General features: G+C 66.9%; 14 protein-coding genes. 9 read left to right on the top strand and 5 right to left on the bottom strand.

Going from position 1 to position 13,982, the window contains the following annotated elements:
- Positions 1 to 28: 28 nt before the first annotated feature.
- The 6 genes from BRAD285_RS26575 to BRAD285_RS26550 all read left to right on the top strand — a co-directional run bounded on the left by BRAD285_RS26575 (position 29) and on the right by BRAD285_RS26550 (position 7,033).
- Complete coding sequence (locus BRAD285_RS26575) at positions 29 to 1,303, top strand: efflux RND transporter periplasmic adaptor subunit (RefSeq protein WP_006611634.1); 1,275 nt, start codon at positions 29 to 31, stop codon at positions 1,301 to 1,303.
- Positions 1,300 to 2,526 carry an ABC transporter permease gene (locus tag BRAD285_RS26570; protein WP_006611635.1) on the top strand — a complete coding sequence of 409 codons (1,227 nt, stop codon included), beginning with the start codon at positions 1,300 to 1,302 and terminating at the stop codon, positions 2,524 to 2,526. The genes BRAD285_RS26575 and BRAD285_RS26570 overlap by 4 nt, the downstream gene beginning before the upstream one ends.
- Positions 2,519 to 3,202: an ABC transporter ATP-binding protein gene (locus tag BRAD285_RS26565; protein ID WP_006611636.1), complete on the top strand. Its 684-nt coding sequence runs from the start codon at positions 2,519 to 2,521 to the stop codon at positions 3,200 to 3,202. Before BRAD285_RS26570 ends, BRAD285_RS26565 begins: the two co-directional genes overlap by 8 nt.
- A 375-nt stretch (positions 3,203 to 3,577) precedes the next feature.
- Complete coding sequence (locus BRAD285_RS26560) at positions 3,578 to 4,870, top strand: adenylosuccinate synthase (protein ID WP_006611637.1); 1,293 nt, start codon at positions 3,578 to 3,580, stop codon at positions 4,868 to 4,870.
- Between the two features lie 36 nt (positions 4,871 to 4,906).
- Complete coding sequence (locus BRAD285_RS26555) at positions 4,907 to 6,541, top strand: hypothetical protein (RefSeq protein WP_087877670.1); 1,635 nt, start codon at positions 4,907 to 4,909, stop codon at positions 6,539 to 6,541.
- A gap of 54 nt (positions 6,542 to 6,595) precedes the next feature.
- Entirely contained in the window at positions 6,596 to 7,033 is a 438-nt protein-coding gene (locus tag BRAD285_RS26550; protein WP_006612709.1) for a DUF5413 family protein, read from the top strand.
- Between the two features lie 14 nt (positions 7,034 to 7,047).
- On the opposite strand, the gene BRAD285_RS26545 is transcribed toward BRAD285_RS26550, so the two are convergent.
- On the bottom strand, positions 7,048 to 7,296 hold the full coding sequence (locus BRAD285_RS26545; RefSeq protein WP_006612710.1) for a GCG_CRPN prefix-to-repeats domain-containing protein: 249 nt from the start codon (positions 7,294 to 7,296) through the stop codon (positions 7,048 to 7,050).
- Positions 7,297 to 7,322: 26 nt separating this feature from the next.
- On the bottom strand, positions 7,323 to 7,568 hold the full coding sequence (locus tag BRAD285_RS26540) for a hypothetical protein (RefSeq protein ID WP_006612711.1): 246 nt from the start codon (positions 7,566 to 7,568) through the stop codon (positions 7,323 to 7,325).
- A 267-nt stretch (positions 7,569 to 7,835) separates the two neighbouring features.
- Between BRAD285_RS26540 and BRAD285_RS26535 the strand changes: the two genes are divergently transcribed.
- Positions 7,836 to 8,795 carry an AraC family transcriptional regulator gene (locus BRAD285_RS26535; RefSeq protein ID WP_006612712.1) on the top strand — a complete coding sequence of 320 codons (960 nt, stop codon included), beginning with the start codon at positions 7,836 to 7,838 and terminating at the stop codon, positions 8,793 to 8,795.
- Positions 8,796 to 8,858: 63 nt separating this feature from the next.
- The gene (locus BRAD285_RS26530; RefSeq protein WP_006612713.1) at positions 8,859 to 9,413 is read left to right on the top strand and encodes a DUF4112 domain-containing protein; all 555 of its coding nucleotides are present in this window, start codon (positions 8,859 to 8,861) and stop codon (positions 9,411 to 9,413) included.
- 88 nt (positions 9,414 to 9,501) lie between these two features.
- Here BRAD285_RS26530 and BRAD285_RS26525 read toward each other — a convergent pair whose 3' ends face one another.
- From BRAD285_RS26525 to msrA, 3 genes are all read right to left on the bottom strand, one after another.
- A complete protein-coding gene (locus BRAD285_RS26525) occupies positions 9,502 to 9,789 on the bottom strand; it encodes a hypothetical protein (RefSeq protein WP_172889812.1) in 288 nt (95 codons plus the stop codon).
- Between the two features lie 402 nt (positions 9,790 to 10,191).
- Positions 10,192 to 10,617, bottom strand: a complete 426-nt coding sequence (gene msrB, locus BRAD285_RS26520) for a peptide-methionine (R)-S-oxide reductase MsrB (protein ID WP_006612715.1) — start codon at positions 10,615 to 10,617, stop codon at positions 10,192 to 10,194.
- 68 nt (positions 10,618 to 10,685) lie between these two features.
- Positions 10,686 to 11,402, bottom strand: a complete 717-nt coding sequence (msrA, locus tag BRAD285_RS26515; RefSeq protein WP_006612716.1) for a peptide-methionine (S)-S-oxide reductase MsrA — start codon at positions 11,400 to 11,402, stop codon at positions 10,686 to 10,688.
- 241 nt (positions 11,403 to 11,643) lie between these two features.
- On the opposite strand from msrA, the gene BRAD285_RS26510 reads away from it, so the two are divergent.
- Positions 11,644 to 13,326 carry a caspase family protein gene (locus BRAD285_RS26510; protein ID WP_006612717.1) on the top strand — a complete coding sequence of 561 codons (1,683 nt, stop codon included), beginning with the start codon at positions 11,644 to 11,646 and terminating at the stop codon, positions 13,324 to 13,326.
- Positions 13,327 to 13,982: the final 656 nt, after the last annotated feature.

The raw sequence follows: 13,982 nt of genomic DNA, 5'->3' as shown, positions 1-13,982 counted from the left end.
TCCCGCCCGGTCCTGGGCGCCATCTGTAATGACGGACATGGTCGATCAAGCCGCAGCCCTCCCGCGCCAGAACAGCAAACCAGTGTCGACGGTGTGGTCCACCTTTTGGGCGCATCGCTGGTTTGTCCTCGCTGTGGTCCTGCTGCTCGGCCTCGGCGGCTGGCAGAGCGTGCGCGTGATGCTTGGCCCGGCTGTCGTGGTCGATCAGGTCCGGCGCGGTGACCTCGTCGAGACCGTGGTCGCCAGCGGCCATGTCGAGACGCCGTTTCGCGTCGAGATCGGCAGCCAGATCACCGGCACGGTCGATGAAGTCCTCGTGCTCGAAGGCCAGCGCGTGACCAAGGGCCAGCCGCTGATCTCGCTGGAAGCGCGTGAGCTGAAAGCCGCAGTGGTGCAGGCGCAGGGGCAGGTGGCGCAGGCCGAGGCGCGGATGCGCCAGCTCGCCGAGCTGACCTTGCCGTCGGCCAAGGAGGCGCTGCGCCAGGCGCAGGCGACCCTGCTCAACGCACAGCAGACCTATGATAGAACATCGCAACTGACGACCAACGGCTATGCCACCCGGGCCTCGCTCGACGAGGCGCAGAAGACGCTCGACATCGCGCTGGCGCAGAAGCGCGCCGCCGAATTCCAGGTGTTCACCGCGAGCCCCGGCGGCAGCGACTACGTCATGGCGGAGACGCAGCTGAATCAGGCGCGGGCCACGCTCGACACCGCGCAGTCGCGGCTCGGCTATGCGACGATCTCGGCGCCGCGCGACGGCGTGCTGATCACGCGCAATGTCGAGAAGGGCACCGTGGCGCAACTCGGCAAGGCGCTGCTCGTTCTCGCGCCCGCCGGTGATGTCCAGCTCGTGCTGCAGATCGATGAGCGCAATCTCGGCAAGCTGGCGCTGGGGCAGACGGCGCTGGCCTCGGCTGATGCCTATCCGGACAAGCGCTTTCCTGCGCTGCTCAGCTACATCAATCCCGGCGTCGATCTCTCGCGCGCCTCGGTGCAGGTCAAGCTGATCGTCAAGGACCCGCCCGACTATCTGCGCCAGGACATGACGGTGTCGGTCGACATTGAGGTCGCGTCCCGCAAGGATACGCTGGAGCTGCCGGTCCGCTCGGTGCATGATCTCACCTCCGGACAGCCCTGGGTGCTCGGCGAGAAGGACGGCCGCGCGGTCAAGCGGCCGGTGCGCGCCGGCATCCGCGGCAACAGCCATGTCGAGATCGTCGATGGACTAGGTGTAGGCGACATCGCGGTGCCCGCGAGCTCCGGCCTCGTCATTGGCCAGCGCTTCCGTGCGGTGCTGCCGTGAACCGCTGGCTGCCGTTCGAATGGATCGCGGCGGTCCGCTTTCTGCGCGAAGGCCGGCTGCAGACCCTGTTCATCATCGGCGGCATCGCGATCGGCGTCGGCGTGATTGTGTTCATGTCGGCGATGCTGGCGGGCCTCGAGGCCAACTTCATCAAGCGCGTGCTGACCTCGCAGCCGCAGATTCAATTGCTGTCGCCGGATCAGGTCGCACGTCCCCTGCGCAACAGCCCCGGCGTGATCGAGGATGCCATCGTGCAGCGGCCGAGCCAGCGCGTGATCTCGATCGACCAATGGCCGAAGATCCGCGCCCAGATGCTGGCGATGCCCGAGATCACCGCGGTGTCACCGACCATCTCGGGCTCGGCGCTCGCCATTCGCGGCGATGCCAGCCGTGCCGTGACATTGTCCGGCATCGAGCCGGAGAGCTACTTCACCATCGTGCGTGTCCCGGACTACATCGTCGCCGGCGAGCCGCGGCTGACCAGCGAGGACATCATCATCGGCATTGAGCTGGCCAAGGACCTCGGCGCCGTCGTTGGCGACAAGCTCAACGTCCAGGCCGCCTCCGGCGCCAACCGCGTGCTGACCGTGACCGGCCTCGTCGACCTCGGCAACAAGGGCGTCAACCAGCGCGCGGCCTATGTCGCGTTGCGCACCGCGCAATCGCTGCTCGGCATGGTCGGCGGCGTGACCACGATCGACATCACCGTGCAGGACATCTACGCAGCGGAAGATATCGCCCAGCGGATCCAGGCCGCCAATCTCGTCAAGGCCGACAGCTGGATCAAGACCAACGCGCAGTTCTTCGTCGCGGTGCGCGCGCAGGAGACCTCCAACACCTTGATCCGCGTCTTCGTTGCGATGTCGGTCGCCTTCGGCATCGCCGCCGTCCTGATCGTCTCGGTGATCCAGCGCTCCAAGGAGATCGGCATCCTCAGGGCGATGGGCACCTCGCGCGGCCAGATCCTGCGCGTGTTCCTGCTGCAGGGCGGGCTGCTGGGATTCATCGGCTCGTTGTTCGGCGCGGCGCTGGGCGCGGGTGCACTGATCTACTGGCATGCGGTGCAGCGCCAAACCGATGGCTCGGAGTTGTTTCCGCTCATTCTCGAGCGTCGCCTGTTCGTCATCACGGCATTGCTCGCGACGGTGACAGGATTGCTCGCGGCCACCGCGCCGGCATTGCGCGCGGCCAAGCTCGATCCGGTGGTGGCGATCCGTGGCTGAGGAAATCTTGCGGCTGGAGAAGGTCTGCAAGGCCTACAATGTCGGCCTGCCGACCGAGACCGAGGTGCTGCACGACATCGACCTCGAAGTCGACCGCGGCGAGTTCGTTGCGCTGATCGGCCCCTCCGGCTCGGGCAAGAGCACGCTGCTCAATATCGTCGGCCTGCTCGACCGGCCGCCCTCCGGCCGGCTGACGATCAAGGGCCATGATACGGCTTCGCTGTCCGACACCGAACTGACCCATCTGCGCGGCCACACCATCGGCTTCATTTTCCAGTCCCACCTCCTGATCTCCGCCTTCACGGCCAAGGAGAACGTGATGATGCCGCTCCTGGTCGATCGAGGCTTTCCGAGCCAGGAGATCGAGGCGCAGGCCGGCAAGCTGCTCGACCAGGTCGGCCTGACGAAATTCGCCAGCCATCTCGCGAGCAACATGTCGGGCGGCCAGCAGCAGCGCGTCGCGGTCGCGCGGGCGCTGGCGATGAACCCGGATCTGGTGCTGGCAGACGAGCCGACCGGCAATCTCGACACCAAGTCCGCGGAAGCCGTGTTCGGCCTGATGCGGGAGGTCAATCGGACGGTCGGCACCAGCTTCCTGCTCGTCACCCACAACCTCGATCTGGCGCGGCGCTGCGATCGCATCATCGAGGTTGTCGATGGCCGCATCTCCGCCTGAAGACGCCCGCGCGGTGAGCAGACGGGCTGCCGTTTGCAACTCGATCGTAGATTCGCCGCCGTTCCGGTGCTGAATGAACTCGCCCGTCTCCATGCGCCGCCAGAAGCGCAGGGCCGGGTAGTCCGATCCGCAGCCGGGGCGGCATGAAATTTTGGGGCTTATCAAAGGCTTGGTGGCGCTGTTGTGTGCTCCGGAGGCCCGTTCTTGCTTGCCTAGCCCGGCGGCTTCCTTTATCCGGTGGGTCGCCTCGCAAGCGAGCGGTCCCGGCCGCGATTTGGGCTGGGCGCATGGTTGGCCAGGCTGGCCCCTCATCGGAAGCGATATCGTCCGGACCGATCGTGCTGTTTTGGATCTTGGCAGAGGAAAGAGCTGCGAATGGCTAACGTGGTCGTCGTCGGCGCCCAATGGGGTGACGAGGGGAAGGGCAAGATCGTCGATTGGCTGTCGGAGCAGGCCGACATCGTCGTGCGCTTCCAGGGTGGCCATAACGCCGGTCATACGCTTGTCATCAACGGCGCAACCTACAAGCTGGCCCTGCTGCCGTCCGGCGTGCTGCGCGCCGGCAAGCTGTCGGTGATCGGCAATGGCGTCGTGTTCGATCCGCAGGCCTTCCTCGACGAGGTGGGCAAGCTGCAGGCGCAAGGCCTGACCATCAGCCCGGACAATCTGCGCGTGGCCGAGAACGTCACGCTGATCCTGCCGCTGCACCGTGAGCTGGATGCGCTGCGCGAGTCCGCCAGCGCCGCGACCGCGATCGGCACCACCCGCCGCGGCATCGGCCCGGCCTATGAGGATAAGGTCGGCCGCCGTGCGATCCGGCTGATGGACCTCGCCGACCTCGACACGCTGCCGCACAAGATCGACCGGCTGCTCGCCCATCACAACGCGCTACGCCGCGGCCTCGGCCTCGAGCTGATCGACGGCAAGGTCATCCTGGACGAGCTCTCCGCTTTGGCGCCGAAGCTGCTGCCTTATGCCGAGACGGTGTGGCGCCTGCTCGACATCAAGCGCCGCGAGGGTAAGCGCCTGCTGTTCGAGGGCGCGCAGGGCGCGCTGCTCGACGTCGACCACGGCACCTATCCCTACGTCACCTCGTCCAACACGGTGGCGGCGCAGGCCGCGACTGGCGCCGGCCTTGGGCCGGGCGCGATCGGCTACGTGCTCGGCCTGTGCAAGGCCTACACGACCCGGGTCGGTCAGGGCCCGTTCCCGACCGAGCAGGACAACGAGACCGGTCGCAAGATCGGCGAACGGGGCCGTGAATTCGGAACGAATACCGGCCGGCCGCGTCGTTGCGGCTGGTTCGATGCGGTGCTGGTTCGCCAGGCGGTGCGGACTTGCGGCATTAACGGTCTTGCCCTGACCAAGCTGGACATTCTCGACGGTTTCGACACCATCGAGGTCTGCACCGGCTATCGGCTGGACGGCAAGGAGATCGATCACTTCCCGGCAGGCGAGGGGGCGCAAGCCCGGGTCGAGCCGATCTACGAGACCATCGAAGGCTGGAAGCAGCCGACGGCGAACGCGCGCTCCTGGGCCGACCTGCCGGCCCAGGCTATCAAATACGTCCGGCGCATCGAGGAACTGGTGGGTTGCCCAATAGCGCTGCTTTCCACCAGCCCCGAACGCGAGGATACTATCCTGGTCCAGAATCCCTTCGAGGCGTGACGGGACCCGACAGCGCAGCCCGCGAATTGAGTTGATATGGCCGACTACTACCCGCTGATAGCCCGCGCCATTGCCGGATTGGACCCCAACGCTCCCGGCGAAAGCCGGCGCGCGCTTTACGAGCGGGCACGTGCGGCGCTGATCGCGCAATTGCGCAGCGTCCAGCCGCCGCTCAGCGAGTCCGAGATCACCCGCGAGCGGCTGTCGCTTGAGGAAGCCGTGCGCAAGGTCGAGGCGGAGGCGGCGCAGCGGGCGCGCGAGGCGCAGCGGGCCTCCAGCGGCGCGGCCCGTCCGGGCGATGCGCTGCGCCGGGCCGGCGCGCGCAATCCCGACGCTCCGGCGGCTCCCGCAGCCCAGCCCGGCGCGACGCCCGAGCAGGCTGCCGCTCCGCGACCGCGGCCGGCTCCGGCACCCGCTCCGCGGAACGATCGGCCCCCGCTCGGCCCCGAGCCGGTGGAAGCCAAGCCGGTGCGTCCTCCCCGGCCAGAGGCGCCTCCCGCTGCTGCAGCTCCGGTTGCGCCAGGGCGGCCCCAGCAGACCCCGGCTGCAGCTCCGGATGCGCCACCGCCGGTGCGCGAGCGTCCGGCCGCCCCGCGCCGTAGCCCTGATATCAACGGCCCGGCTGCCGCGACGCCGTCGATGCGCGGCTTCCGCGACATCACCGCCGATGTCGATGATCTCGGCAAGGCCACCGCCCAGGCCAACCGGGCCGCGCGCAAGACCTACGCCAACGTTCCCGCGACCGACCTCGACCGGCTCGAGGACGATGACGATCGGCCGCCGCTGCCCGAGCCGGCTTATTCTTACGACGAATCCGTCCAGGAGGCTGAGCGCTACGCAGTGCCGGCCACCGCATCGGCCCGCCCGCGGGCGGCCGGCGAGCGCGAGGTCAAGAAGAAGACCGAGCGCAGCGGCTCGACCTTCCCGTTCAAGGCCGCCATTGCCGCCGGCATCGTGCTGATCCTGGTCGGCGCCGGCATCCTGTGGGGCCGGCCGCTGGTCGGCGCCGTCACCGGACTGTTCAAATCGACCTCGACGGTCGAGGCGCCGAAGGACACCGGCGCGCCGCTCAGCAAGCCGAAGATCACCGACCGCGTCGGCCAGTCGCCGTCCTCGGACCAGATCGCGCCGGTGGCGCAGAAGGTCGTGCTGTATGACGAGGATCCGACCGACCCGAAGGGCAAGCAATATCTCGGTTCGGTGGTCTGGCGCACCGAGCAGATCAAGGCGACGGGTACGCAGAAGGCGGACATCGCCGTCCGCGCCGACATCGAGATTCCGGACCGCAAGTTCAAGATGACGATGTCGTTCCGCCGCAACACCGATACGTCGCTGCCGGCGAGCCACACCGCCGAGCTGACCTTCATCCTGCCGCAGGACTTCAACGGCGGCGGTGTCGGCAATGTGCCGGGCATCCTGATGAAGTCCAACGAGCAGTCGCGCGGCACCCCGCTGGCGGGTCTCGCCGTGAAGGTCACCGACGGCTTCTTCCTGGTCGGCCTGTCCAATGTCGACGCCGATCGGACCCGCAACGTGCAGCTCCTGAAGGAGCGCTCCTGGTTCGACGTTCCCCTGGTCTACAGCAACCAGCGCCGCGCGATCATCGCGATCGAGAAGGGCGCGCCCGGCGAGCGCGCCTTCAACGACGCCTTCGCGGTGTGGGGAGACTGAGCGGACGATGACGGCTTCGCGCCATCGGCGGATCGGCGCGGCAGGAGGTGTGGCATGAAGCGTTATCTGATCTTCGTTGCCGTCGGTCCGGCGCTGGGCGGTTTCGCGCTGCTGCTGGTCACCACCTACATGTCCGGCTACTGGACCAACACCGACGCGGGCGAGGTGGCGAAGCTGTTCAAGGTCTTCGTCACGTCGCTGCAGTTCAGCTATCTGTTCGGCTTCCTGCCGGCGCTGATGATGTGCGCGATCGACGACATCCTGTTTCACGTCCGGCGCATCCCGCCGGTCGCGCGGATGCTGATCGTCGGCGGCATCGGCTTCCTGCTGGCGGGCTTCAACTATGCGTCGCATGGCTCCGAATATGGCGCCCTGCAATGGATCCTGTACGGGCTGGTCGGCTTCATTCCGGCGACCGTGTCGTCCTGGCTGGTGCACAAATTCGTCGACGAGACACCGCCGGCCGCCCTCGCGGAGCCACCGACGGCGTAGCGCGATCCGCCGTTCTATCTGCCATTTCCGCGGCAGCGGCCGCCGGGGCCGATGTGGAAGCCGCGCGGGCAGGCGTGAGCTGCGGGGTTGGCGAAGTTGCGCAGGCAGCCGCCATACGGGCCGCGATGCCAGCCCGGTCCGCATCCGCCGGCGACCTGGATGATCACCGGCTCGGAGCTCGTGCTGATGGGGGCCAGCGGCATCGCGGCCGCAGTGGCGGTGAGGCCTCCCAAGAGGAGGACGCTGGCGAGGATGGTTCGCATCGATGATCTCCCTGGTGTGATTCTGGCTAGCCGCCCGCCGCGAAGGCGATGCCGGCACGGACTTCAGTGATGGCCTGATCGATCAGCCCGAGGGCGCGCTCGCGATGGCCGCCCTTGTTGGGTGTCGCCTGAGCGAGCTCAGCCCGCGCCGATTGCAGCAGGGTGACGGTTGCGGTCATGTGCGGCTGCGCGCCGAGCGCGTAGCCGATCCCGATGCCGACCGTGAGGGCGGCGCCCAGGCCGAGCCTGCGGGCTGCGGAAGACATGGTCATCTCAATCTCTCCTCGCACTGATAGCTGTCGACTGGAATAATGGAGCCGCATGCATGTTGGCGTGCGTCCATCGGCATCGGTAGTTGAACCCGATGCCGCCGTCTTGGACTCATCAGCATGGACGGGGCCGCGACTTGGACTGATCGGCGCTCCCGCTCTCCGCTCGATGTGCTCCGCTGGCCTCAGCGGCCGTTCATCCCGCGCCTGCCACATTGATCTTGCAGATTTTCCCTTGCAGATTTTCCCTTGCCCTCGGGTCCGGCCGCGATGACCATCGTCAGGAAAATGCTGTCCACCGACATGCTGCCGAAAGAGCTCGACGACAGGCAGCGCTTCTTGTGCTTTGCGGAATTGTTCGAGCACTTCTCCAACACAGGTGAGCTCGACCCCGCCGAGGACGTGCCGTTTCGCGCTGCAATGAATGCGATCCATATCGGCACCACACTGCTCGGCCGTTGCGACGGCACCTTCACCCAAGTGCGGCGCGAGCGGCGCCAGGTGCTTGCCACCAATGACGACCGCTATTGCCTGGCGCGCAACGCGGGGAGCCGCGAGGCGATGGTCGTGCATCGCGGCCGCGAGTTCGTGCTGCGTCCCGGCGCCATGGTGCTGCTCAAGCTCGATGAGCCGTTCTTCAGCGCCGACGGCGCGAGCCACAAGCGCTTCGTCAACGTGCATCTGCCGATGGTGACGCTGCGCTCGATGGTGCCCGGCGTCGACGATCTCGTCGGACGCGAGCTCGAGGCGGGCGGGGCGCTGTCGCTGGCGATGGACTACAGCGAGCTGCTGCTCGCCCACCCCACTGCCGCCGACGAGGCGGGCACGGCCGTCGCGCAGCATCTGCTCGATCTCGTCGCGCTCGGTCTCGGCGCCCGCGGCGAGGTGATGCTCAAGGCCCGGCGGGGCGGCCTGCGCAACGTTCGCCTGAGCGGCGTGCTGGCGATCCTCAACGAGCGCTTTGCCGAGCCCGACTTCTCGGCCCAGAAGCTCGCGACCGCGGCTGGCCTGTCGGAGCGCTACGTCAACGATCTGCTCCATGAGGCCGGGGCCGGCTTCTCCGCGCGCCTGAACGAGCTGCGCCTGCGCAAGGCCATGGATCTGCTGTCTGGGGACGCGCGGCGCATCAGCGATATCGCCTTTGCCTGCGGCTTCAACGATCTGTCCTATTTCAACCGCTGCTTCCGGCGCCGCTTCGGGCTGACCCCGACCGGCGCGCGCGGGCGCTAGCGGCAGCCCGGCGGCCATTCGACGCAACTTGTGTCCTGCCTCGCGCGTTGCCATGTCATGGCCATGCAGAACCAGAGCCCCACTTCGTCCCGCCGCGCCTCCGGACGTGCCTCGCAGGCGCATTTCGACGCCAAGGAGGCACGCGGGCCGATCATCGACCAGGACGGACGGGAGATTCCGCAGGAAGGACCGTTCCAGTCCACGTTCAATGGCGCCTTTGTCGGCCCGGGGGGCGTGCGCTTCGACTTCCAGGGCGCCAATCCGTTCGGCAACCTCACGCGCGAGCAGCGCATCGCCCGGCTGGAGGCGGTGGCGAAGCTGCTCGACGTCGCCTTCGTCCTGCCCGGCACCAACATCCGCTACGGCATCGACGGCATCATCGGCCTGATCCCCGTCGTCGGCGACCTCATCGCGACCGCGCTTTCGCTGTGGCTGGTGCGCGAGGCCCGCGCGCTCGGCGCGCCCTGGCACGTCATCACCCGCATGCTCGGCAATGTCGCGGTCGAGGGCGTGATCGGCATGGTGCCGGTGGCCGGCGATGCGTTCGACGTGCTGTTCCGCGCCAATATGCGCAACGCCAAGATCCTGCGGCGGTGGCTCGATACCCAGTCGCGGTAAGCGCTGGCAAAAGCGAACAAAAGCACCCCCATAAAAAAACTGCCCCGCACTGGGCGGGGCAGGGTGTCGTCTGATCGTTGGGCTGCCGTCAGGCTGCATCGGCGTCTGGCGCCTTGTCCTCGACCGCCCGGCGCGGCAGCGGGAACGCCTCGCTTTCATACAGGGTGCGGATGCCGTTCTGGTCGAACCGGGCCTCCTCGACCTGCAGATAGGCGCCGTTGAGCGAGTCCGCCGGCAACTCCTCCATGGCGAAGCGCACGGCCTCGGCCGCGGTGCCGAACCGCCGATAGGCGAAGCCCGCCCGCTTCTTCTTGCGAATGGCGGCGGGGAACAGTTCGGCAGAGGTGTTGAAGTTGAACGGACGCATTGGACGCATGGTCTGAGACCTCTTCTTGTCGGCTAAGAGCGCTGACGCGAGCTTTCGAACGATCAAGCTTGGCAATGACGCCAGCGATTGCGGGTGTGGAGGGCGGAATCTTGCCGCTCCAGGCGGCCCAGCCCTGCATGTCAGTTACGGCCCCTAATATAGGCCGATTTGACAGAAATGCGAATCCTGCCCGGTCACATCGTAAATCCGGCCTGCCCGCAGCTCTTTTGAAATGTCCTATTTTTTCAATAACTTAATTGCTCTGCAACTTGTGAATGTAGGCGAGCTTCATGCGCACAGCGAAATTCTGGGCTGTTGTGGCTGATTTTGACCGCCCGAGCCGGACCCATTGAGCTCTGCCTGCCCGCGGATACCGCCATATGGCGATATCCGAGGGCGCGATCCCGTGGGTCAGCGCGGCTTCAGCTTCAGCGCCGCCGAGTTGATGCAGTAGCGCAATCCGGTTGGCCCGGGACCATCGGGGAAGACATGGCCGAGGTGGCCCGAGCATTTCGAGCACAGCACCTCGGTACGGACCATGCCATGGGTATAATCGGTCTCCTCGTCGATATGGCTCTCCGTCGCCGGCTGCGTGAAGCTCGGCCAGCCGCAGCCGGAGTCGAACTTGGCGTCGGATTCGAACAGGGTCTGGCCGCAACCGGCGCAGACATACGTCCCGGCGCGGTGGTCATGCTCGTACTCGCCCGAGAACGGACGCTCGGTCGCCTTCTCGCGCAGTACGGCGTACTGCATCGGCGTCAGCTCCTTGCGCCACTCGGCCTCGCTCTTGACGACCTTGTCGCTCGTCTTGAGGGCGCTCGTCTTCGTGTCGCTCATCGTCTTGTTCCTCCGGCGGACCCGAATGGTCCGCCCCTGTCATTGCGTGATCGGGCTCGTTCAACGCCTCAGTTGGTGGCCTTGGCGTCCCTGACCAGCGTCGGCTTGTCGATGTAGTTCTCGGCGAAGATTTTCTTCAGATTGTCGATCTTCGGCAGGTCGTTATAGGCAATATAGGGCTGGCTGGGGTGCAGCGTCAGGTAGTCCTGGTGATAGTCCTCGGCCGGGTAGAACGCCTCGAGCTTGCCGACCTTGGTGACGATCGGCTTGCCGAACAGCTTCGTCTTGTCGAGCTGGGCGATATAGGCCTCGGCCACCTTCTTCTGCGCCTCCGACGTCGTGAAGATCGCCGAGCGATATTGCGGGCCTGAGTCCGGGCCCTGGCGGTTCAGCTGGGTCGGATCGTGCACCACCGAGAAGAAGATCTGCAGGATCTTGCCGTAGGACACCTTCTTCGGGTCGAACTTGATCTGCACGGACTCGGCGTGGCCGGTGCTGCCGCTCGACACCGTGCGATAGTCGGCCGTGGCCTTGGTGCCGCCGGCATAGCCGGACACCGCGCTGACCACACCCGCGGTGTGCTGGTACACGCCCTGGACGCCCCAGAAGCAGCCGCCGGCGACCACAGCGGTTTCCAACCCGTCGCCGGCCGGCTGGTCCTGCGCCGGGGGCGGGATCACCACCGCCTCCTCCGCGGCGTGCAGCGGCTGCCAAGCTAGGATCCCGGCCACAGCGAGGGCGCCGAGCACGGCCGTTTTCAGGAACATGGAGCGGGTGAGGCGCATCTTCGATCCTCGTGGGTTGTCTGTCTCGTTGGCCGACCGAAACACTGACCCGGTCCGGCCTCTGTCGCAAGATACGTGCGTGAGTTGCGGGCGTTACAGGGGGCGCCACACGACTGCGTGAACGGCTGCGGGCGGCGCGGATGCCGTGATTCCCGGTTGTCGCCTCTGGCCTTGGCCGAACCGCGACGATATTCGTTCGACAAACGATCGCCCGGTTCGTCACGCGAGATCCATAACGGCCATGCCGCGCCTGCTGTTGCTGCTTCTTCTGCTGGTCTGCTCTGCCCTCCCTGCTGTGGCCGGCCCTGTTCTCACCGATGATCCCGCCGTCTGCCGCAGCCGCCAAGGCGATCTGCCGACCCGCGCGGAAGCCTGCGAGCGGCTGCTCGGGGCCGGCAATCTGACCGGCAAGGACCTCGCCAATGCGCTCGACGTTCGCGCCGTGGTCGCGATCAACAAGCGCGAGGACGACAAGGCGATCGAGGCGCTGACGGCGGCGATGGCCGCCGATCCCGAGAACATGATGATCCTGAACCGCCGCGGCTATGTCTATGAGCGAAAGGGCAAGGATGACCTGGCGCTCGCCGACTACGACGCGGCCCTGCAGAAGCGGCCTAATTTCGGCCTTGCCTACAACAATCGCGGCACCATTCATCTCCGTCGTGGCGCATTGCAGAGTGCGCTCGACGATTTCAATGCCGCCGTGCGCAGTGCGCCGACGCTCTATCTCGGTTATGTCAATCGCGGCCGCGTCCGCATCCTGATGGGGGATTACGACAGCGCGCTGGCCGATTTCGAGCAGGCGGAGAAGACCGATCCGACGATGCAGGTGACGGCCGTGTTTCGCAGCGATGCGCTGACCGCGATGGGCCGGACGGAGGAGGCGATCGCCAGCTGGAATGCGGTGATCGAGAAGGCGCCGAAGAACCAATACGCCCTCACCGGCCGCGCCGATGCTTATCTGCGCAAGGGCGATCTCGACGCGGCGTTGAATGACCTCAATGCCGTTCTCGCCATGAACCCGAACAATGTCCGCGCCCATACCGGCCGCGGCCAGCTGTTCGAGAAGCGCGGCAATCTCGCGCAGGCGCGCGCCGATTATCGCGCCGCGGCCTTTGCGCTGACCACCTTCGATCCGGTCGAGGTCGCCCGCGCGCGCAAGCTGGCGCAGGACCGGCTCGCGGCGCTCACGCCGCAAACGCCGGGCGGAGCGCCGACCGTCCGGCGCGTCGCGCTGGTGATCGGCAATGGCGGCTACAAATCCGTGCACCCGCTGGCCAACCCGCCGCGCGACGCCAAGCTGATCGCGGACACGCTGCGCAGCACCGGCTTCCAATCGGTGACGCTGGCGAGCGACCTGTCGCGCGACAAGTTCTTCGAGGCGCTGCGCAGCTTCGGGGCGGAGGCCGAGAAGGCCGACTGGGCGGTGGTCTATTACGCCGGCCACGGCTTCGAGATCGGCGGCGTCAACTATCTCGTGCCCGTCGATGCCAGGCTCGCGGCCGACAAGGACGCCGAGACGGAAGCCGTCGCGCTCGAGCAGGTGCTCGCCGCGGTCGGCGCCGCGCGCAAGCTGCGGCTCGTCATCCTCGACGCCTGTCGCGACAACCCGTTTGCGCCGAGCATGAAGCAGACCTTGGCGCTGAAGTTGGTCGACAGGGGCTTCTCCAACATCGAGCCGGGTGCCGGCATGATGGTGGTCTACGCCGCCAAGCACGGCGCCACCGCGCTCGATGGCGACGGCGCCAACAGCCCGTTCGCGACAGCGCTCGCCCGCACCATCAAGGAGCCGCGCGTCGAAGTGCGCAAGCTGTTCGACATCGTCCGCGACGACGTCTGGGCCGCCACCAAGCAACGCCAGCAGCCCTTCACCTACGGCTCGCCGCCGGGGCGGGAGGATTTCTTCTTCGTTGCGGCGAAGTGAGTGGTTGAGCGCGTGCTGCGCGCTGTTTCGACAGCGAGACGGGTGGTGTTCGCGCCACCCTCCGCCGTCGTCCCGGCCTTGAGCCGGGACCCATAGCCACCGGCCGACATTTGTCACGCAAGTGTCAGCCATCCCGCTTTCACCACGTCCGCCGCGGCGTATGGGTCCCGGCTCAAGGCCGGGACGACAGTGTATGCGTGGCGCGATCCCGGACATGACAACTGTTGCAGACGTGACTTCTCGTTCTCGCGACCTCTCAGCCCGAGTGATGCTCTATCCTCGTCCCTCCTGACATCGGAGGGCGCAGGGAAGGCCGGGTGCCGACCGACACCCATGGTCCGCGTGCAACAAATAAGCACGCGGCAGAACCACAGGTTCAGCCGGATCATCCCGGCCTTCCCTGCGCGATGGTGTTAACGCTTATACGTGCTCTCCCCGGGGACCGGCTGTCTTGCCCCCGTCACGAGCGGATCATCACCGCTTGCTTGACCTCAGCGTCGGGAGGCCAGGACCACACGCTTTCGCCGTCCGCGCCATGCCGTTCGTCCGCAGGCCTTTGCCCGCTGCAACCTGTCGCGTCCATCGCATCCCCAGCCCTACGTTCGTGACGATCGCGAAGCGCCCCTCCTGGCGGGCCGGGATGCGCGAGATGGTGC

This window comes from Bradyrhizobium sp. ORS 285 (assembly GCF_900176205.1).
Lineage (GTDB): Bacteria > Pseudomonadota > Alphaproteobacteria > Rhizobiales > Xanthobacteraceae > Bradyrhizobium.
This window is presented reverse-complemented; position numbering and strand designations above follow the sequence as displayed.